Genomic DNA, 18,684 nt, shown 5'->3' with positions numbered 1-18,684 from the left:
GGCTAGACCTCGAATCCGCCCTTGCCGATCTTCTCGCGCATGCGCTGCACGGTGAGCGGGTGCACGAAGGCGCTCACGTCGCCGCCCAGCACCGCGATCTCGCGCACGATCGTGGCGGAAAGGAAGAGATAGGTGTCGGAGGGCGTGAGGAAGAGCGTCTCGACGCCCGGCGCCAGGCGGCGGTTCATGCCGGCCAGCTGGAACTCGTACTCGAAGTCCGAGACGGCGCGAAGGCCGCGCAGGATCACGCCCGAGCGCTGCTCCTTCACGAACTCCGAGAGGAGGCCCGCGAAGCCCAGCACCTTCACGTTGGGATAGCGGTCGAGCACCTTCCGCGCGAGCTCCACGCGCTCGTCGAGCGAGAAGAAAGGTCGCTTGGCCTGGCTGTGGGCCACGCCGACCACGACCTCGTCGAAGAGCTTGGCGGCTCGCTGGATCAAGTCCTCGTGCCCGTTGGTGATGGGGTCGAAGGTTCCGGGATAGACGGCGCGCTTGATGGTCATTGGCTGATCTCGTATTCGTACAAGGCGAAGCGTACCGCGCCGGCCTTCCCTTCGCGCGTTTCGCGCCACGGAGCGCCCGGTTCGAGCGGCTTCGCGCTCTCGACGTAGACCCGGGCGCCGGGGTTCAGCCGCGGGCCCAGCTTCGCCAGCGCCTGGGCCGCCAGGTCGCTCGCATAGGGTGGATCGACGAAGGCCACGTCGAACTTCTCGGTGCCTCGGCCGAGCCATGCGATCGAATCCGCGGCCACCACGTCCGCGCCCGTGGCGCCGAGCTCGCGGGCGGCTTCCTTCAGGGCTTCTACCGCCAGGCGGTCGCGGTCGATCATCACCACGCGCGCGGCGCCGCGCGACAGCGCCTCGAAGCCGAGCGCTCCGCTGCCGGCAAAAAGGTCCACGCACGACAGCCCGTCGAGGCGCTGGCCGAGCCAGTTGAATAGGGTTTCGCGCACCCGGTCGGGCGTGGGCCGCAGGCCCGGAGTACCGGGGAACCGCACGAGGCGGCTGCGCCATTCGCCGCCGATGATGCGCACGCGATTGCGGCCGCTCATCGATCGATAATACCGTAAAATATTTTCGCCCTTCCCCGCAGTCCTCCAGGTTTTCCTCCACTTGTTCTCGCGCGAACCGAAGCCTCCCAAGACCGACGACACCGCTGCCTCCGACTGGCGCACGCGCCTGAAGGCGGGCCTTGCGCGCACGGGCGATCGACTGAAGGAAGCCGCGAACGTCTTTCGCGCCGCGCCGAAGATCGACGAGGCGCTCTACGAATCGCTGGAGGGCACGCTGCTCGCGAGCGACGTGGGCACCGCCGCCACCCAGCGCCTGATCGACGAGCTGCGCCGCGCCGTGAAGTCGAAGCGGCTCGAAGAGGCTTCCGCCCTCGAAGGCGAGCTGCGCTCCGCGCTCACTCGGCTTTTGACGCCGCTGGAAAAGCCACTGCCCGACTCGCCGCCGCGCCCGTGGGTGATCCTGCTCGCCGGCGTGAACGGCGCCGGCAAGACCACCACCATCGCCAAGCTCACGCGCCTGTTCCAGTCGCAGGGGAAGTCCGTGCTCCTCGCGGCCGGCGATACCTTCCGCGCCGCGGCGCGCGAGCAGCTCATGGCCTGGGGCGAGCGCCACGGCGTCACCGTCGTCGCACAGGACAAGGGCGACTCCGCGGCCGTCATCTTCGACGCGGTGCAGTCGGCGAAGGCCAAGGGCATCGACGTCGTGCTGGCCGACACGGCGGGACGCCTGCCGACCCAGATGCACCTGATGGAAGAGATCCGCAAGGTGAAGCGGGTGATCGCCAAGGCCGATCCCTCCGCGCCGCACGAGACCTGGCTGGTGCTCGACGCGAACACGGGCCAGAACGCCGTGCAGCAGGTGAAGGCGTTCGACGAAGCGCTGCAGCTCACGGGCCTCATCGTCACCAAGCTCGACGGCACGGCCAAGGGCGGGGCGCTGGCGGCGATCGCGACGGAGCGCCCGATCCCCGTGCGCTTCATCGGCGTGGGCGAGAAGGCCGACGACCTCCGCCCGTTCGTCGCCGCGGAGTTCGTCGAGGCGCTGTTCTCGTGATCCAGTTCTCCGCCGTCACCAAGCGATATCCCGGCCGCGAGGCGCTGCACGACGTGAGCTGCGAGATCGGCTCGGGCGAGCTGGTGGCGGTGACGGGCCACTCCGGCGCGGGCAAGACCACGCTGCTCAAGCTCGCCGCGGGCCTCGAGCGGGCGACCGCGGGAAGCGTCGTGATCCACGGCCAGAACCTCGCCGCGCTGGGCGAGACGGCGCTCGCGGTGCTCCGCCGGCGCATCGGCTTCGTGTTCCAGGACCACAAGCTCCTCTTCGACCGCAACGCGTTCGAGAACGTCGCGCTGCCGCTGCGGGTCGCGGGCTTCACCGGCTCGGAGACGGCGCGCCGCGTCCGCGCATCGCTCGACAAGGTGGGGCTCCTCGAGCGCGAGAAGGCGATGCCCGTGGCGCTTTCCGGCGGCGAGCAGCAGCGCCTCTGCATCGCGCGCGCCATCGTGAACCGCCCGTCGATCCTCATTGCCGACGAGCCCACCGGCAACCTGGACAGCGACTACGCGGGCGCCATCGTCGACCTCTTCGTGTCCTTCAACCAGGTGGGCGTGACGGTGCTCATCTCCTCGCACGACGAGCGCAGCCTCGATCGCGTCGGGGGACGCCGCATCGCGCTCGCCAAGGGCGCGCTCGCCGCATGAGGACGTGGCTCACGCTGCACGGCCAGGCCGCGGCCGCCGCGCTCGGGCGCATCGCCGCGCAACCCTTCGCCACGCTCTCCGCGGTCCTGGTGATCGCGATCGCGCTGGCCCTGCCGATGCTCGCGGCCGTCGTGCTGAAGGGCGTCTCCAGCGCCGCGGCCGGGCTCGACACCGATCCGCACGTGAACGTCTATCTCGCCCTCGACGCCACGGAAGACGAGGCGAAGAAGCTCGAGCCCCGGCTGCGCTCGCATGCGGACGCGGCTTCGGTGCGCTTCGTCTCGCGCGAGGCGGCCCTGCAGGAGCTCAAGTCCACGACGCACCTGGCCGAGCTGCTCGCGAGCCTGGAGCGCAATCCCCTGCCCCATGCCTTCACGGTCCGCGTGCGCACCACCGAGCCCGCGCGCATCGAAGCTTTGCGGGGCGAATGGCAGAAGCTCCCCAAGGTCGACCAGGTCGTCGCCGACTTCGAATGGTCCGAGCGGCTCGGCCGCTGGGTCCGGTTCGGCGACCGGGCGCTCGCCGCCGTGGGCCTGTTCCTCGCCCTGGCCGTGGTCTTCATCGTCGGCCACCTGATCCGCCTCCAGGTCCTGACACGGCGCGAGGAGATCGAGGTGAGCCAGCTCGTGGGGGCGACCGCCGCGGACGTCCGCCGCCCGTTCCTCTACCACGGGATCTTCCAGGGCCTCCTGGCCGGCCTGGCCGCGGTGGCGCTGGCGGCGACCGTCTCGGCCTGGCTCCAGTACGAGTTGCGAGCCCTTACTAGCACCTATACCACTGAATTCAAGGTGGTTTTCATAGACTGGGCCGGGCTCATCGCCATTGGGCTGGGGGCCGCCCTGCTCGGCTGGATCGGCGCCTGGGTCTCGGTGGGCCGGGAGCTCCGGCAGTTCGCCAAGGGGCGGTAGCGGGGAACGATTTACCGAATTAGCACTCAAATCTCCCGAGTGCTAAAATCTCCCCAGGAGGCCCAAGCCACATGAGCACGATGACCCTTCGCACCCTGCCCGCCGTTTCCAGCCCGGAGTCGTACGTCCAGGCGGTGAACGCCATCCCGATGCTCACGGCCGAGCGCGAGACGGAGCTGGGACGCAAATTGAAGGCGTCCGGTGACGTCGCCGCCGCGCATGACCTCGTCCTATCGCACCTTCGCCTCGTGGTGTCGGTGGCCCGCAACTACATGGGCTACGGCCTGCCGCAGGGCGACCTCGTGCAGGAAGGCAACATCGGCCTGATGAAGGCCGTGAAGCGCTTCGATCCGGAACGCGGCGTGCGCCTCGCGTCCTTCGCGATCCACTGGATCAAGGCCGAGATCCACGAATACATCCTGCGCAACTGGAGGCTGGTGAAGGTCGCCACCACCAAGGCGCAGCGCAAGCTCTTCTTCAACCTGCGCAGCATGAAGAAGTCCTCGGCCGCGCTCACGCCCACCGAGGTGGCCCAGGTCGCCCAGACGCTGAACGTGAAGGAAAGCGACGTCATCGAGATGGAGCAGCGCCTCCAGGGCCAGGACATCGCCCTCGAGCCGCAGGTCGACGACGGCGAGGAATCCTTCGCGCCCATCGCGTACCTGCGCGAGCCGGGCGAAGGTCCGGCGGAGCACCTGGAACGCACGCGGGGCGAGACGCTCGAGGCCGACGGCCTCAAGTCCGCGATCGAGGGCCTGGACGCGCGCAGCCAGCGCATCATCCGCGCGCGGTGGCTGAACGAGTCCGACCCCAAGACGCTGCACGAGCTCGCCGACGAGTTCGGCGTCTCGGCCGAGCGCATCCGCCAGATCGAGGCGAAGGCGCTGCAGAAGATGAAGGTCGCGATGGCCGATCTTCGTTAACGAAGAGACTGGCAAGAAAAAAGGGGCGCCTTCGGGCGCCCTTTTCTTTTTACGGCAACGTCAAATCTTGAACCACGGAGGACACGGAGGCACGGAGGGCCACGGAGGAATACTTGAATGATCGCGAGTGATGCGGTCGGCAGTGGATCGAGATCGCCCGCAATTGACTTGCCCAGAAGTTTTTCTCCGTGGCCCTCCGTGCCTCCGTGTCCTCCGTGGTTCAGCTTTTGACTTCGCGCCAGCGAGAGCCAAGAAACGCTAGGAGTTCAGCAGGACCTTGAGGTCGCCCGCCATCTGCGCCGGCTCGATCCCGTAGGGCCATACCAGCCGAAGCCGCCCTTCCTTGTCGATCACGAACGATTGCGCGGTGTGGTCCACCGTATAGCTGCCCGCATCCTTGCCGGCGCGCTCCTGGAAATAGATGTTGAAGTCCTTCGTCGCCTTCGTCGTGGCGCCCGCATCGCCCCACAGGCCGAGGAACGAAGGGTCGAACGCGGGAACGTACTGCCCGAGCAGCTCCGGCGTGTCGCGCTTGGGATCGACAGTGACGAACAGCACCTGCACGCGCCGGGCGTCGGACTCCAGGAGCTTCATCGCCTTCGCCATGTCGGCGAGCGTGGTGGGGCACACGTCGGGGCAGTGCGTGTAGCCAAAGAAGAGTGCCACGACCTTGCCGCGGAAGTCGGCGAGCGCCCGGTCCTTGCCGGTGGAATCCTTCAGCCGCAGCTCGCCGCCCATCTTGGCGCCGGTCACGTCCACGCCGAAGAAGGGGCTGCGCGACGGGCCGAGCTTGTCGCAGCCGGAGGCGAAGGCGGCCCCGAGGGCCAGGGCTGCGGAGATCCAGCGGCGGCGCGTCACGCGCCCAGGAGCGGCAGGTAGTGGTCGATCATCAGCGCCGCGAAGAGCATCGCGAGGTAGAAGATCGAGTACGCGAACGTCTGCTTGGCGAGCGCGTCGCTGTAGCGGCGCCACAGCGCGATCGCATACGCGAGGAACACGGCGTCCAGCACCAGCGCGCAGCCGACGTAGAAGACGCCGGCCATGGCCGTGGCGAAGGGCAGCAGCGTCGTCGCGATGAGGATGAACGTGTAGAAGAGCAGGTGCAGGCGCGTGAACGCCTCGCCGTGCGTGACCGGCAGCATTGGCAGGCCGGCGCGCTCGTATTCCTTGCGGCGGTAGAGCGCCAGGGCCCAGAAGTGCGGCGGCGTCCACGCGAAGATGATGAGGAAGAGCAGCAGCGGCTGGAACGTGATGTCCCCGGTGATCGCAGCCCAGCCGAGCACCGGCGGCATAGCGCCCGAGGCGCCGCCGATCACGATGTTCTGCGGCGTCGCCGGCTTGAGGATCACCGTGTAGATGATCGCGTAGCCCACGAACGTGGCGAGGGTGAGCCACATGGTGAGGGGGTTCACGGCGTGCCAGAGGATCGCGAGCCCCAGGCCCCCGACGCCGCCGGACATCACGAGGATCTGCGTCTGGGTGATGGTGCCCATCACCGTCGGTCGCGCGCGCGTGCGGGCCATCACCGCGTCGATGCGCTGCTCCACGAGACAGTTGAACGCCGCGGCGGCGCCCGCGACGAGCGCGATGCCCACGGTGGCGTAGGCGACCAGGTCCAGCGGCGGCAGCACGGGCGCGGCCAGCAGCATGCCGATCACCGCGGTGAACACGATGAGCGACACGACACGGGGCTTCGTGAGCCGCCAGAACTGGGTGCCGATGCCTTCGGTGGGAGTGGTTGTCTGCTGGAGCATGGTTGCGCGGGGCGGGCACGGAGGGCGCCCGATCAAGCCCTTGAATTTTATCCCATTTGGGACGCCCTCAGCAGCCGGTTCAAGTCCCGGAGCATGCGCTTCGGGTCGGCTGCCGCGGGGAACCGCATCATCACGTTGCCGCGGGGATCGAGGAGGTAGATATGCGCGCGGTCGTTGGCCGGCGCGGCGGGCAGGGTCGTGTCCCTGGGCGTGAGCACGATCTCCATCCCGGGGAATTCGCTGCCCACGCCTTCGCGGGGCGGCTGCGTGTCGTCCACCACGAAGACGCGCTCGACCCGGCTCGCGTTGCGGCCGAGTGCCAGGCGCACCTGCCTCATCGTGGTCAGCTTGCCGACGCAAGCCTGGGCACATGCGCCGGAGTCCGACGCGACGAGCACCCACTTGCCGGAGAGGTCCGCGAAACGGAATGCCGGCCCCGACGCGTTCCCGAACACCTGCCCGGGTGCCGGACGGACGGGCAGGAGCTCGCCGTAGTTGGACGTCTCGGTCGGCGTGTAGAGCTGGTAGGTCACCAGCGAGGCCACGATGGGCGCCGCGAAGAGGCCGAAGAGCGCCAGCAGCTTCGCGCGCGGGCTCATCTTCATGCGATGCGCTTCGTGTTCACGACGATCCAGAGCACGAGCACGGTCACCGCGAGCGAGAACCACGTGAGCGCATATTCCTGGTGCTTGGCGACCCCGGCATCGGGTTGCTCCTCGACGGCCGCGAGCCCGGGCGCGGGCGGCGCGACGAGGATCTCGAAGGGCATGACGTCGATTCGCACGTGCTCGCGATAGCGCGCGAACGAGAGGTTCTGCCACACGTTGCCCGACACGGTTTGCGTCGAGAGCTCGAGGTAGCGCGCGGGGGGCGTCGCAGCGAGGCCCGCGACCGTGACCCTGCCCTCGGGGACCGCGACCGCCGGCGGTTTCGGATACTGCGCATCGCGCGCGATCCAGCCGCGATTCACGAGCACGGTGGCGCCCGAGGCGAGGCGCAGCGGCGTCATGACGTGGAACCCGGCGCGGCCGAGGTGCAGCCGGTTGTCGATGAAGACCTGGCCCTCGGGCACGTAGCGGCCTTCGGCCGCGACGTGGCGGTAGACCACCGGCGCGGCATCGGCGATCGGAGCCGACAGTCGGAGCACAGGTTCCTGCATCCGCGCCTCGAGCAGCGCCTGGCGCGCCTGCTTCTCCCCGGCGCGCGCGACCTGCCAGCGCCCGAGCGAGACCAGCAGCGCGATCATCGCCACGGCCGCCACCGTGGGAACGAGGCGGGGCGTGAAATGGAACGCTCCGATCCTCACCGCGGCAGGCCCCGGAGGGCGGCGTAAAATGGGTCCATGAAAATCGTCATCGTCATCCTGCTCTTCGCCGTCATCGTGAGCCTGTTCTCGGGGCTCTTCTTCATCTACAAGGACAAGGGCCAGTCGGACCGGGCCGTGAAGGCCCTCACCGTTCGCATCGTGCTCTCGGTCCTGGTGTTCGTCCTGCTGATCGTCTCGTACTACTTCGGCCTCTTGCCCGGCACTCCGGGAAACCCCTAAAGCAAAAGGCGTCCTCCGCAGATAAACGCGGATAAACGCAGATGGAAACCCGGCCTTAAGGTCTTATCTGCGTTTATCCGCGTTTATCTGCGGAGGACGCCTTTCGCCGTGATTCTTAAACCCAGTAGACGAAGACGAAGAGCAGCAGCCACACCACGTCGACGAAGTGCCAGTACCAGCTCACGGCCTCGAAGCCGAAGTGGTGCTCGGGCTTGAAGTGCCCGGCCACGCAGCGGAAGAGGATCACGATCAGCATCGTGACGCCGAGCGTGACGTGGAACCCGTGGAAGCCCGTCAGCATGAAGAACGTCGAGCCGAAGATGCCCGTCGTGAGCTTGAGGTTCAGCTCCGAGTACGCGTGCATGTACTCGTAGATCTGCAGCGACAGGAACAGCAGGCCCAGCATGACCGTGAGCGACAGGCCGAAGATCAGGTTCTGGCGGTCGCCCTTCTTGAGCGCCCAGTGGGCCCAGGTCACCGTGACGCCCGAGGTGAGCAGCAGCAGCGTGTTGATGGCGGGAATGCCCCAGGCGTGCATCGCCGAGAACTCCGGCGGGCGGTACGGGCCGGAAGACGGCCAGTGCGTCGCGAAGTCGGGCCACAGCAGCTTGTTGTCGATGTCGCCCAGCCAGGGGAGCGAGTAGACGCGAGCGTAGAACAGGGCGCCGAAGAAGGCCGCGAAGAACATCACTTCCGAGAAGATGAACCAGCTCATCGCCCAGCGGAAGGATCCGTCCACCTGCTTGTTGAACAGGCCGCCCTCGCTCTCGCGGATGACGGTGCCGAACCAGCCGAAGAGCATGTAGACCAGCGTGGCGAACCCGATCCCGAAGGGGATCCAGCCCACGCCGTAGCTGTTCATCAGCAGGACGCCGCCGATCGCCATGAAGAAGAGCGCGATCGAGCCGACGATCGGCCAGTGCGACGGAGGTGCGAAGTAGTAGCCGCCAGGTTGTGCGTTGCTCACGGTATTGCTCCCTTTTATCTTGTCACCAGCTTCACGATTCCGAACAACACGAGCACGAAGCCCACGGCGCAGATCACGCCTGCCGCGATCACCGCCTGCGGCTTGAGGTGCTTCGCATCCGACTCGTAGTCCGCCTTGCGGCGCACCCCGAAGAAACTCCAGAAGACCGCCTTGAAGGCGTCCTTCATGGCACTACGCCCCCGAGGCCTTCACCTCGAAGAACGTGTACGACAGCGAGATCACGTCCAGGTCCTTCGGCGCATCCGGGCTCACCCGGAACACCACCGGCATCTCGCGCGTCTCTCCCGCCGCGACGGTCTGGTTGGTGAAGCAGAAGCACTCCTGCTTCAGCAGGTATCTCGCGGCCACCGCAGGCGCCGTGTTCATCACCGCGTGGGCCGTGATGTCGCGCCCCAGCGTGTTCTGCACGCGGTAGCGCACCGTCACCAGCTCGCCCGGGTGCAGCTTCACGGAACGCTCCAGCGAATCGAACTTCCAGGGCAGCCCCGCGTTCGAGGCGAGGAGCTCCACCGTCACGTCGCGCGAGGCGTCGACCTGCGTGTTGCCGGAGGCGACCACGCGCGTCTGGGTGATGCCCAGCGCGTCGCAGATCTGCCGGTACATCGGCACCATCGCGAAGCCGAAGCCGAGCATCGCCACCGCGATCACGACGAGCTTGCCCATCAGCTGGCGGTTCTGGAGGGCGACGTCCGGCGTCATGCGCTGAACACCTTGAGCATGAACACCCCGTAGATCCCGAGCACGAGCGCCGCGAGCACGCCCGCGGTCAGCAGCGCATTGCGGCGCTGCTGCGGCGTGGGCTTGTGCGATTCGGCCATGGTCGGGTCCGCGATCGGCTTACTTGACGACCGGCTGCACTTCGAACGTGTGGTACGGCAGCGGGGTCGGCAGGTGCGTCCACTCGAGCGAATCCGCGCCTTCCCACTGCTTGTCCGCGGCCTTGCGGTGCGTGCTGCGGATCGTGTCGACCACGATGTAGAGGAACAGGATCTGCGAGAAGCCGAAGATGAAGGCGCCGACGGTCGAGATCTGGTTCCACTCGGTGAACTGCAGCGCGTAGTCCGGGATGCGCCGGGGCATGCCCGCGAGGCCCAGGAAGTGCTGCGGGAAGAACGCGACGTTGAAGCCGATCATCGAGAGCCAGAAGTGCGTCTTGCCCAGGGTCTCGTTGTACATGTGGCCGGTCCACTTCGGCAGCCAGAAGTAGATGCCCGCCATGATGGAGAACAGCGCGCCCGACACCAGCACGTAGTGGAAGTGCGCCACGACGTAGTAGGTGTTGTGCAGCGTGATGTCCACCGGCGTGATCGCGAGCACCAGGCCCGAGAAGCCGCCGATCGTGAAGAGGCACAGGAAGCCCACCGCGAAGAGCATCGGGGTCTCGAAGGTCATCGAGCCCTTCCACATGGTGGAGATCCAGTTGAAGATCTTCACGCCCGTGGGCACGGCGATCAGCATCGTCGCGTACATGAAGAACAGGTTGCCCGCGGCCGGCATGCCGACCGTGAACATGTGGTGGCCCCACACGATGAACGACAGGATGGCGATCGACGAGGTGGCATAGACCATCGACGCGTAGCCGAAGAGGGGCTTGCGCGCAAAGGCCGGGATGATCTGCGACACGATCCCGAACGCGGGCAGGATCATGATGTAGACCTCGGGGTGGCCGAAGAACCAGAAGATGTGCAGGAACATCGTCGGGTCGCCGCCGCCGGCCGCGTTGAAGAACGACGTGCCGAAGTGGCGGTCGGTCAGCAGCATCGTGACCGCGCCCGCGAGCACCGGCATCACGGCGATCAGCAGGTAGGCGGTGATGAGCCACGTCCACACGAACAGCGGCATCTTCATCAGCGTCATCCCGGGGGCGCGCATGTTGAGGATGGTCGTGATGATGTTGATCGAGCCCATGATCGACGAGGCGCCCAGGATGTGGACGGCGAGGATCGTCATGTCGATCGAGATGCCCTGCTGGATGATGAGCGGCGGATAGAGCGTCCAGCCCGAGGCGGCGGCGCCGCCCGGCACGAAGAACGAGCCCACGAGCAGGAGGGCGGCCGGGATCAGCAGCCAGAAGCTCCAGTTGTTCATGCGCGGGAACGCCATGTCGGCCGCGCCCACCTGCATGGGGATCAGCCAGTTCGCGAAGCCCACGAAGGCCGGCATGATCGCGCCGAACACCATCACCAGGCCGTGCACCGTGGTGAGCGAGTTGAAGAACTGCGGCTCGACCAGCTGCAGCCCCGGCTGGAAGAGCTCGGCGCGGATCAGCAGCGCCATCGTCCCGCCCAGCAGGAACATCGTGAACGAGAACCAGAGGTACATCGTGCCGATGTCCTTGTGGTTCGTCGTGTACATCCAGCGCGTGAAGCCCGCGGGCGGACCGTGGTGGTCGTGCGCGTGGTCGTCGCCGTGGGCGTGTGTGTCGTGAGCGTGGGTGGCAGTGCTCATGGTGCTCTCCGTCTCTTTGTTCGTTGGGGGCCGGCTTACTTGCGGGCCGCTTTGACTTCGGCCGGCATCACTTCGCCGCCCTTGTTGCCCCAGCTGGTGCGTGTATGCGTGATGACCGACGCCAGGTCGCTGTCCGAGAGCGACGCGAACGACGCCATCGCCGTGCCGGGCTTGCCCTTCAGCTCGAGGTCGATCTGCGCGCCCTTCGCGCCGTTGGCGACCTTGCTGCCGGCGAGCGGCGGGAACGCGGGCGGCGTGCCCTTGCCCTCGGCGCCGTGGCAGGCCTGGCAGTTGGCCGCGTAGACCTTCTGGCCGTTGGCCTTCAGCTCGTCGACGGTCCACTTCTTGTTCGGGTCCTCGGCCGGGGCCGCGGCGGCGACCTGCGCGGCCGGCTCGGCGGCGGGCGGGGGCGGCATCTTGGCCTTGGTGTCGGCGACCCATTTCTTGTAGTCGTCGGCGTTGACCGCCTTCACGACGATCGGCATGAAGCCGTGCTCCTTGCCGCAGATCTGCGAGCACTGGCCGAGGTACGTGCCGGGCTTGTCGATCTTGAACCACGCGTCCTTCACGAAGCCGGGGATGCCGTACTGGTTCACGCCCAGCTGCGGCACGTACCAGCCGTGGATCACGTCGTTGGAGGTGATGAGCACGCGGACTTTCTTGCCCACGGGCACGACCATTTCGCGGTCGACCTCGAGCAGGTAGTTCGGGTTCTTCGGGGCACCCTTGCCGTGGTGCTCCTCGATCTGGTCGCGCGGGGTCTTCAGGCTCGAGTAGAAACGCACGCCGTCCTGGAGGTAGTCGTACTCCCACTTCCACTGGTAGGCGGTGACCTTGATGCTCATGTCGGGGTTCGAGCCGTCCTTCATGTCGAGGACGGTCTTGGTGGCCGGGTAGGCCATGCCGATCAGGATCACGAACGGCACGACCGTCCAGATGATCTCGATGGTGGTGTTCTCGTGGAACTGCGCGGCCTTGGCCCCGCGGCTCTTGCGGTGCGCGAACACCGACCAGAACATCGCGCCGAACACCACGACGAAGATGCCGACGCACACCCAGAGGATGCCGAAGTGCAGGTCGTAGATCTGCTGCGCGATCGGTGTTGCCGGCGGCAGGATGTCGACGTGGTAGTCGGCGAGCACCGGCGCGGAAAGAAAAGCGGCGGCGGCGGCAACGGCTCGGTTGAATTTCACAGGCATGGCCAAGACCTTTTTAGTTATCCCTTATTCGGCGGCGACCCGGAGCCAACCCCGCAGCTGCGTGGCCAGTTCCCGTCTTCCGTCGTCGGACAGCATCCGCCCCAGCGGCACTGTCCTTCCTGCATACGCGAGCCCCAAGGTGCAGCGGCGCCCGCGTTCCTTCATCACCACGCGCGCCCAGGGGCGCTGCGCCACGAACCTCGTCTCGCACCTCGCGTCGCGCGCCTCGAGCCTCACTTCGCCCGCGGCGCCGATCTCGAGGCGCTCGTAATCCCCGTCGTGGCGCTGGATGGAACGGAATGCGATCCACAGGAGCAGGACCTCGAGCCCCGCGAAGGGCATCACCGGCCATGCGCCCAGGAGCGTCGCCCCCAGCGCCACCGCCAGCGTCGTCCCACCGATCGCCGCGAGGCACCCACGCCGGCCCCGCGGGCCCAACGAGCGGTTGGGAACCGAGAGATGCACGAAGGGTGGGGAACCCGCGGTATCCAAGAGGGAAGACCCTGCCGGAAAACCGCATCATTTTAGCCGACCCCGGGGGCGTTCGCAAAAAAGACGCCTTCAACCGGGCTCGCGCGAATCCCCGGAGGGGCCCTCGTCCTCGTTTTCGTCCGGCTTGGCGGGGATGCGGTAGGACTCCGTGGCCCAGGCTCCGAGGTCGACCAGGCGGCAACGTTCCGAGCAAAACGGCCGCCAGCGGTTCTCCGGGGTGAAGGCGGACGGCTCTCCGCAGGTCGGGCAGGCGACGGTGGTCACAGGTTGCAGAAGATGAGGTCGAAGGCGACGTCGCGGTCGTAGACGCGCGACTTCTGCACCACCTCGGGCAGCAGGAAGCGGATGTTGAGCGCGTACTTGTTGGCGCTGATCTCGGGCACGCACGGGATGTCGTTGGCCAAAACCAGGCGCAGCATCTGCGCCGGCTTGTCGGCGGGCGTCTGCTGGAACACGCCCTGGTAGGCCATCAGCGAGACGGTGCGCCCGCTCTCCCGCAGCACGCGCAGCACGATCGACAGCGCCGCGTGGACCGGCTTGATGGGCTTCATCCACTCGGCGAGGTGGCCGCGGCGCGCCTCGGGCGGCTGCTGCAGCCAGTAGTGGTACGAGGGCAGGTCGAACTCGCTGGTGCCGCCGGGGATGCCGGCGCGCTGCTTGATCGCCATCAGCCACTCGTTCTCGCGCAGGCTCTGCCCGGTCTTTCCCGAGAGCGCGTGGAGGTTGGAGAAGGCGGTCTCGATGTCGCCCAGCACCTGGTTCAGCTTGTCCTCGCTGATCGCGGGGTTGCTGCGAAGCGCGTCGAGGAAGGTGCGCTGGCGGTCCAGCTCCTGCAGGAGGTCGCTCTTCAGGTCCGCGCGGCTCGCCACCTCGAGGATCTCGAAGATGCCGGTGAGCGCGGCGTGGTGGTCGTTCGGGTCGTCGAGCCCGAGGAAGTGATCGACCCGGGCGTAGAGATCCTCCAGCCGGAGCAGCGTGCGGACGCGCTCGTTGAGGGGATATTCGTAGATGATCACCAGGGGCTCGCCGAAGACCGTCCTGTACGGTCCCCGTCGTGGGAAGGTGGCCGCATTGTGTCCCATGCGCGCCGCTGTTGACAATGCATCACGCTCTCTCTCGTGCCAGTTCGGCGTATCGGGCGTGCAATCGCTCGCACTGGGCATCGAGCTCGCCCTCGCTCCCGCCGTTGAAGACCACGTCGTCGGCCGCCTGCAGCCGGCGCCAGCGCGGCCACTGGGCCGCCATCACCTGCCGGACCTCTTCCGGCGCGAGGGCCGAGCGGCGCACGACGCGTTCGACCTGTGTTTCCTCGGGTGCATCGACCACGAGCGTGCGGTCCACGCGCGCCTGGCCGCCGGTTTCGAAGAGCAGGGGGACGATCATCATCACGTAGTGTCCTCCTGCGCCGGCCCGCGCGCGATCCGATTCCGCGCGGACCAGCGGATGGAGGATGGCTTCGAGCCGCGCGCGCGCTCCGGGATCGGTGAACGCGAGCTCGCGCATGGCCCGGCGGTCCAGGGCGCCGTCGGCCGCGACAAGACCCCTTCCGAAAGCCGCTCGCAGCGCCGGCATTGCCGCGCCGCCCGGCGCAGTAAGCGCCCGCGAGATCTCGTCGGCATCGACCAGCGACGCCCCGAGCCGCTCGAAGCGCTCCGCGACCGTGGACTTGCCCGACCCGATGCCCCCGGTGAGGCCGACGGACAGCTTCACGACGGCCAGTAGCCCAGCCAGTAGACGGTGACCACGCGGCCCCAGACCAGGGCGAGGATGCCGCCCAGCGCGAGATACGGGCCGAAGGGCATGCGGGCATCGGTCGAGTTGCCCTTCAACACGACGGCCGCGATTCCGATGACCGATCCCAGGCCCGCGGAGACGAGGATCACGAAGGGCAGCACCTGCCAGCCGACCCACGCGCCGATCGCGGCGAGCAGCTTGAAGTCGCCATAGCCCATGCCTTCCTTCTTGGCGATCAGCTTGAAGGCCCAGTACACCGACCACAGCACGAGGTAGCCCCCGACCGCGCCCAGCAAGGCCGCGCGCGGGGTGGCGAAGGTGGAGTCGAGGTTCACCAGGAGACCCAGCCAGAGCAGCGGAAGCGTGATGACGTCCGGCAAGTACTGCGTGTCGAAATCGATGAGGGACAGCGCGAGCAGCGCCCACGCGAACACCAGAGCTCCGGCGAGCGCGAGCGAGTAGCCGTAGCGCCACGCGAGGAATCCTCCCAGCAAACCGGCGGCGAGCTCGACGATGGGATAGCGCGCGCTGATCGGCGCGCGGCAGTTCGCGCACTTGCCCCGCAGGACGATCCAGCTCACCACCGGGACGTTCTGCAGCGCGGTGATGCCGCTGCCGCACGACGGGCAGCGCGAAGGAGGGAACATGAGGCTCAGGCGCGCCTCCCCTTCCCGTCCTTCGGCCCAGCGCTTCGCCTTCCACGGGCCCGCCCTCGAAGCCTTGGCCGCCTTGGCGGGCGGCCGGATGCGGAAGCGCCGCGACACGCCCTCGCCCAGCTCGGCCACGATCTCGCGAGCCTCCGAAACCCACTCGCGCTGCAGCATCAGCGGCAGGCGGTAGATCACGACGTTCAGGAACGACCCCACGCACAGCCCCAGCAGCGTGCATACGCCGATCAGCCATGCGGGGGAAGTCTGGAGGGCGTCGAGCACGGGCGCGGCCTAGGGAAGGGGAAAAGAAAAAGGCGCGGAAGCGATTCCGCGCCTTTGGGGTGGCATGCGGCTCGTCAGACGGCGCCGCCCAGCTTGAAGATCGGCAGGTACATGGCCACCACGAGGCCGCCGATGAGGCCGCCCAGGATCACCATGATCGCCGGCTCCATCAGGGAGGCGAGGGCGTCGACCGAGTCGTCGACCTCCTGCTCGAAGAAGTCCGCGACCTTGGAGAGCATCGAGTCGAGCGCGCCCGATTCCTCGCCGATCGCCGTCATCTGCATCACCATGCTCGGGAACACGTTCGCGTTCTGCATGGCCACGGTGAGGCTGGTACCCGTGGAGACCTCGTTCTGGATCCGCTTGGTCGCCTCGTAGTAGACGTAGTTGCCCGCGGCGCCCGCCACCGAGTCGAGCGATTCCACCAGCGGCACGCCGGCGGCGAACATCGTCGAGAGCGTGCGGCACCAGCGCGCGATCGAAGCCTTGCGGATCACGTCGCCGAACACCGGCAGGCGAAGCAGCAGGCGGTCGAAGCTGCGCTGCATCGCGGTGCTTCGCTTGTACGTGTACGAGACCGCGAAGAAGGTGCCCACGCCGATCCCGAGCATGATCCACCAGTAGGCGACGAAGAACTCCGACATGTTCAGCACGATCTGCGTGGGCGCCGGCAGGTCCGCGCCGAAGCTCTTGAAGAGGTCCTTGAACACCGGGATCACGAAAATCATGATCACCGTGACGATGATGATGCCGATGGCGATCACCGCGATCGGGTAGAAGAGCGCGCCCTTGATCTTCGACTTGATGGCGAGGATCTTTTCCTTGTAGGTCGCGAGGCGATCGAGCAGCGCGTCGAGAATACCGGCCTGCTCGCCCGCGGCGACCAGGTTGCAGAAGAGCGCGTCGAAGTGCTGCGGGTACTTGCGGAAAGCCTGGCCCAGGGAGGAGCCGGTCTCGACCTCGGTCTTGATGTCGAGCAGCAGCTTGCCCACGGACGGGTTCGCGTGGCCCTTGCCCACGATGTCGAACGACTGCAGCAGCGGGACGCCGGCTTTCATCATCACCGCCAGCTGGCGCGTGAAGATGGTGATGTCCTTCTCGGTGATCTTCTTGCCGCCGCGCGTCGAGACCTTCTTGACGGAGATCTGCTGCAGGCCCTGCCTGCGCAGCGTGGCCAGCACCACGTGCTCGCCGCCCGCGCGCACCTCGCCCTTGATCACTTTCCCGGTCTTGTCCTTCCCGGTCCAGGAATAGTTGTAGAGCTTGACGTCCTTGGTGTCTTTCTTCGCGACCGCTGCCATGTTGGCTCTCCCTGCTCGTTACTCGTTGGTGACGCCTTCGACTTCCTCGAGGGAAGTGAGTCCCTTCTTCACCTTGATGAGCCCCGATTGCCGCAGGTCCTTGATGCCTTCGCGGCGGGACTGGTCGGCAAGGTCGATCGCCGTGCCGTTCTTCATGATGATGCGTTCCATCTCCTCGGAGATGGGCATGACCTGGTAGATGCCGACGCGCCCCTTGTAGCCGGTATTCTTGCATACGTCGCATCCGGCGGGCGCGAAGGGCTGCCAGGTTCCGTCGAGGTCTTCTTCGGTGAAACCCGCGCGCTTGAGCGCTTCCTCCGGGATGTCGATCGGGCGCTTGCACACGCAGAGCTTCCGCGCGAGGCGCTGGGCCGTGACCATGATCACGGACGACGCGATGTTGAACGGAGCGATGCCCATGTTCATCAATCGCGTGAGCGTCTGCGGCGCGTCGTTGGTGTGCAGCGTGGAGAGCACCATGTGGCCGGTCTGCGCGGCCTTGATCGAGATCTCGCCGGTCTCGATGTCGCGGATCTCGCCCACCATGATGATGTCCGGGTCCTGGCGCAGGAAGGCCTTCAGCGCCGCCGGGAACGTCATCCCCGCCTTGTCGTTGATGTTGACCTGGTTCACGCCGGGCAGGTTGATCTCCGCCGGGTCCTCCGCGGTCGAGATATTGATGCCCGGCTTGTTCAGGATGTTCAGGCACGTGTAGAGCGACACCGTCTTGCCCGAGCCCGTCGGCCCCGTCACCAGCACCATCCCGTAGGGGCGCTGGATGGCGGTCATCAGGTTCTCTTTCTGGTCCGGGTCGTAGCCCAGGGCGTCGATCCCGAGCGTGGCGCTCGAGGGATCGAGGATCCGCATGCAAATCTTCTCGCCGAAGAGCGTCGGCAGCGTCGAGACGCGGAAGTCGATGGCGCGCGTCTTGGAGAGCGTGAGCTTCATGCGCCCGTCCTGCGGGACGCGCTTCTCGGAGATGTCGAGCTTGGAGACGACCTTGATGCGCGAGGCGATCTTCTCCTTGATCGCGAGCGGCGGCTGCGCCACGTCGTAGAGCACGCCGTCCTGGCGGTAGCGGATGCGGTAGAACTTCTCGTAGGGCTCGAAGTGGATGTCGGAGGCGCCGGCGTTGATGGCGTCGAGCAGCACCTTCTGCACGTACTTCACCACCGGGGCGTCGTCGATGTCCTCGACGGAAGCGGCGGTCTCGGCCTCGAGCTCGCCCTCGTCGGGCAGCTGCAGGTCGACGTCCTCGACCATCTTCTCGAGGGCCTTGCCGCCGCCCTCGGTGATCTTCTTCACGAAGATGTTGAGCTTGTCGTCCTCGACGACGATGGGCTCCATCGTCATGCCGGTCGAGAACTTCACCTCCTGCATCACCTGCTCGTTCGACGGGTCGCTCATCGCGACGAACAGGCGGTTGCCGCGCTTGCCGAGGGCCACAACGCGGTGGTTGCCGACGATCTTCGCGTCGATGAGGCTGGTGGGGAGCTGGTCGCCGTCGACCGCGTTCAGGTCGAGCAGCGGATAGCCGAAGGTGTTGGCGGCGAACATCGAGACTTCCTTCGCCGAGAGCTTCTTCGATCCGATCAGCTGCTGGATGAAGGAAATACCCGCCTTCGTCGCTTCCGCCTGGATGGCGTTGGCGTCGGCCTGTACGAGCTTGCCCTGTTGCACGAGGGCGCGCCCGAGGGCATTGAAATGGGAAGGCGCTGCGGCCATAAGAATCCTGTTAAATCAAGG

24 protein-coding genes are annotated in these 18,684 nt (G+C 66.9%); 5 read left to right on the top strand and 19 right to left on the bottom strand.

From position 1 onward, the window contains the following. Positions 1-2: 2 nt before the first annotated feature. Entirely contained in the window at positions 3-503 is a 501-nt protein-coding gene (gene coaD / locus DSM104443_RS01970; protein ID WP_425509615.1) for a pantetheine-phosphate adenylyltransferase, read from the bottom strand. Beyond that, entirely contained in the window at positions 500-1,051 is a 552-nt protein-coding gene (rsmD, locus tag DSM104443_RS01965) for a 16S rRNA (guanine(966)-N(2))-methyltransferase RsmD (RefSeq protein WP_171089023.1), read from the bottom strand. Before rsmD ends, coaD begins: the two co-directional genes overlap by 4 nt. Positions 1,052-1,112: 61 nt before the next feature. On the opposite strand from rsmD, the gene ftsY reads away from it, so the two are divergent. The 4 genes from ftsY (at position 1,113) to rpoH (ending at position 4,544) form a co-directional block, all read left to right on the top strand. Beyond that, on the top strand, positions 1,113-2,066 hold the full coding sequence (ftsY, locus tag DSM104443_RS01960; RefSeq protein ID WP_212756902.1) for a signal recognition particle-docking protein FtsY: 954 nt from the start codon (positions 1,113-1,115) through the stop codon (positions 2,064-2,066). Then, positions 2,063-2,713, top strand: a complete 651-nt coding sequence (locus DSM104443_RS01955) for a cell division ATP-binding protein FtsE (protein ID WP_171089022.1) — start codon at positions 2,063-2,065, stop codon at positions 2,711-2,713. Before ftsY ends, DSM104443_RS01955 begins: the two co-directional genes overlap by 4 nt. After that, positions 2,710-3,621, top strand: coding sequence for a permease-like cell division protein FtsX (ftsX, locus tag DSM104443_RS01950; RefSeq protein ID WP_171089021.1), 912 nt, complete (start codon positions 2,710-2,712; stop codon positions 3,619-3,621). The genes DSM104443_RS01955 and ftsX overlap by 4 nt, the downstream gene beginning before the upstream one ends. Positions 3,622-3,692: 71 nt before the next feature. Continuing rightward, the gene (gene rpoH, locus DSM104443_RS01945; protein ID WP_425509614.1) at positions 3,693-4,544 is read left to right on the top strand and encodes an RNA polymerase sigma factor RpoH; all 852 of its coding nucleotides are present in this window, start codon (positions 3,693-3,695) and stop codon (positions 4,542-4,544) included. Positions 4,545-4,802: 258 nt separating this feature from the next. Here rpoH and DSM104443_RS01940 read toward each other — a convergent pair whose 3' ends face one another. Genes DSM104443_RS01940 through DSM104443_RS01925 form a run of 4 tightly spaced genes read right to left on the bottom strand, consistent with a single transcriptional unit; the run spans position 4,803 to position 7,604 of the window. Further along, entirely contained in the window at positions 4,803-5,402 is a 600-nt protein-coding gene (locus DSM104443_RS01940; RefSeq protein ID WP_212756900.1) for an SCO family protein, read from the bottom strand. Further along, positions 5,399-6,298 (bottom strand): heme o synthase, encoded by a 900-nt coding sequence (gene cyoE / locus DSM104443_RS01935; RefSeq protein ID WP_171089020.1) that lies wholly within the window; start codon positions 6,296-6,298, stop codon positions 5,399-5,401. The genes DSM104443_RS01940 and cyoE overlap by 4 nt, the downstream gene beginning before the upstream one ends. Positions 6,299-6,345: 47 nt before the next feature. Further along, entirely contained in the window at positions 6,346-6,903 is a 558-nt protein-coding gene (locus tag DSM104443_RS01930) for an SCO family protein (protein WP_171089019.1), read from the bottom strand. Continuing rightward, positions 6,900-7,604, bottom strand: coding sequence for an SURF1 family protein (locus tag DSM104443_RS01925; RefSeq protein ID WP_171089018.1), 705 nt, complete (start codon positions 7,602-7,604; stop codon positions 6,900-6,902). Before DSM104443_RS01925 ends, DSM104443_RS01930 begins: the two co-directional genes overlap by 4 nt. Positions 7,605-7,640: 36 nt before the next feature. On the opposite strand from DSM104443_RS01925, the gene DSM104443_RS01920 reads away from it, so the two are divergent. Continuing rightward, a complete protein-coding gene (locus DSM104443_RS01920) occupies positions 7,641-7,844 on the top strand; it encodes a twin transmembrane helix small protein (RefSeq protein WP_171089017.1) in 204 nt (67 codons plus the stop codon). Between the two features lie 115 nt (positions 7,845-7,959). Here DSM104443_RS01920 and DSM104443_RS01915 read toward each other — a convergent pair whose 3' ends face one another. The 13 genes from DSM104443_RS01915 to pilB all read right to left on the bottom strand — a co-directional run bounded on the left by DSM104443_RS01915 (position 7,960) and on the right by pilB (position 18,663). Then, positions 7,960-8,811 (bottom strand): cytochrome c oxidase subunit 3, encoded by an 852-nt coding sequence (locus DSM104443_RS01915; protein ID WP_212756898.1) that lies wholly within the window; start codon positions 8,809-8,811, stop codon positions 7,960-7,962. Positions 8,812-8,825: 14 nt separating this feature from the next. Continuing rightward, positions 8,826-8,999: a DUF2970 domain-containing protein gene (locus DSM104443_RS01910; RefSeq protein WP_171089016.1), complete on the bottom strand. Its 174-nt coding sequence runs from the start codon at positions 8,997-8,999 to the stop codon at positions 8,826-8,828. A gap of 4 nt (positions 9,000-9,003) precedes the next feature. Further along, positions 9,004-9,531, bottom strand: coding sequence for a cytochrome c oxidase assembly protein (locus DSM104443_RS01905; RefSeq protein WP_171089015.1), 528 nt, complete (start codon positions 9,529-9,531; stop codon positions 9,004-9,006). After that, a complete protein-coding gene (locus DSM104443_RS21985) occupies positions 9,528-9,650 on the bottom strand; it encodes a hypothetical protein (protein WP_281359540.1) in 123 nt (40 codons plus the stop codon). The genes DSM104443_RS01905 and DSM104443_RS21985 overlap by 4 nt, the downstream gene beginning before the upstream one ends. 19 nt (positions 9,651-9,669) lie before the next feature. Next, the gene (ctaD, locus tag DSM104443_RS01900) at positions 9,670-11,280 is read right to left on the bottom strand and encodes a cytochrome c oxidase subunit I (protein WP_171089014.1); all 1,611 of its coding nucleotides are present in this window, start codon (positions 11,278-11,280) and stop codon (positions 9,670-9,672) included. Between the two features lie 35 nt (positions 11,281-11,315). Continuing rightward, positions 11,316-12,479 (bottom strand): cytochrome c oxidase subunit II, encoded by a 1,164-nt coding sequence (gene coxB / locus DSM104443_RS01895; RefSeq protein WP_171089013.1) that lies wholly within the window; start codon positions 12,477-12,479, stop codon positions 11,316-11,318. Positions 12,480-12,503: 24 nt separating this feature from the next. Beyond that, positions 12,504-12,944 carry a DUF2244 domain-containing protein gene (locus DSM104443_RS01890; protein WP_171089012.1) on the bottom strand — a complete coding sequence of 147 codons (441 nt, stop codon included), beginning with the start codon at positions 12,942-12,944 and terminating at the stop codon, positions 12,504-12,506. 96 nt (positions 12,945-13,040) lie between these two features. Beyond that, positions 13,041-13,235, bottom strand: coding sequence for a DNA gyrase inhibitor YacG (locus DSM104443_RS01885; RefSeq protein WP_246232452.1), 195 nt, complete (start codon positions 13,233-13,235; stop codon positions 13,041-13,043). After that, a complete protein-coding gene (gene zapD / locus DSM104443_RS01880) occupies positions 13,232-13,987 on the bottom strand; it encodes a cell division protein ZapD (protein WP_171089011.1) in 756 nt (251 codons plus the stop codon). The genes DSM104443_RS01885 and zapD overlap by 4 nt, the downstream gene beginning before the upstream one ends. A gap of 88 nt (positions 13,988-14,075) precedes the next feature. Next, on the bottom strand, positions 14,076-14,681 hold the full coding sequence (gene coaE / locus DSM104443_RS01875; protein WP_212756896.1) for a dephospho-CoA kinase: 606 nt from the start codon (positions 14,679-14,681) through the stop codon (positions 14,076-14,078). Beyond that, entirely contained in the window at positions 14,678-15,637 is a 960-nt protein-coding gene (locus tag DSM104443_RS01870) for a prepilin peptidase (protein WP_171089010.1), read from the bottom strand. Before DSM104443_RS01870 ends, coaE begins: the two co-directional genes overlap by 4 nt. Before the next feature lie 74 nt (positions 15,638-15,711). Next, positions 15,712-16,938, bottom strand: a complete 1,227-nt coding sequence (locus DSM104443_RS01865; protein WP_171089009.1) for a type II secretion system F family protein — start codon at positions 16,936-16,938, stop codon at positions 15,712-15,714. 18 nt (positions 16,939-16,956) lie between these two features. Beyond that, positions 16,957-18,663: a type IV-A pilus assembly ATPase PilB gene (pilB, locus tag DSM104443_RS01860; protein WP_171089008.1), complete on the bottom strand. Its 1,707-nt coding sequence runs from the start codon at positions 18,661-18,663 to the stop codon at positions 16,957-16,959. Between the last annotated feature and the right edge of the window lie 21 nt (positions 18,664-18,684).

This window comes from Usitatibacter rugosus (genome assembly GCF_013003965.1).
Taxonomy (GTDB): Bacteria; Pseudomonadota; Gammaproteobacteria; order Burkholderiales; family Usitatibacteraceae; genus Usitatibacter; species Usitatibacter rugosus.
This window is presented reverse-complemented; position numbering and strand designations above follow the sequence as displayed.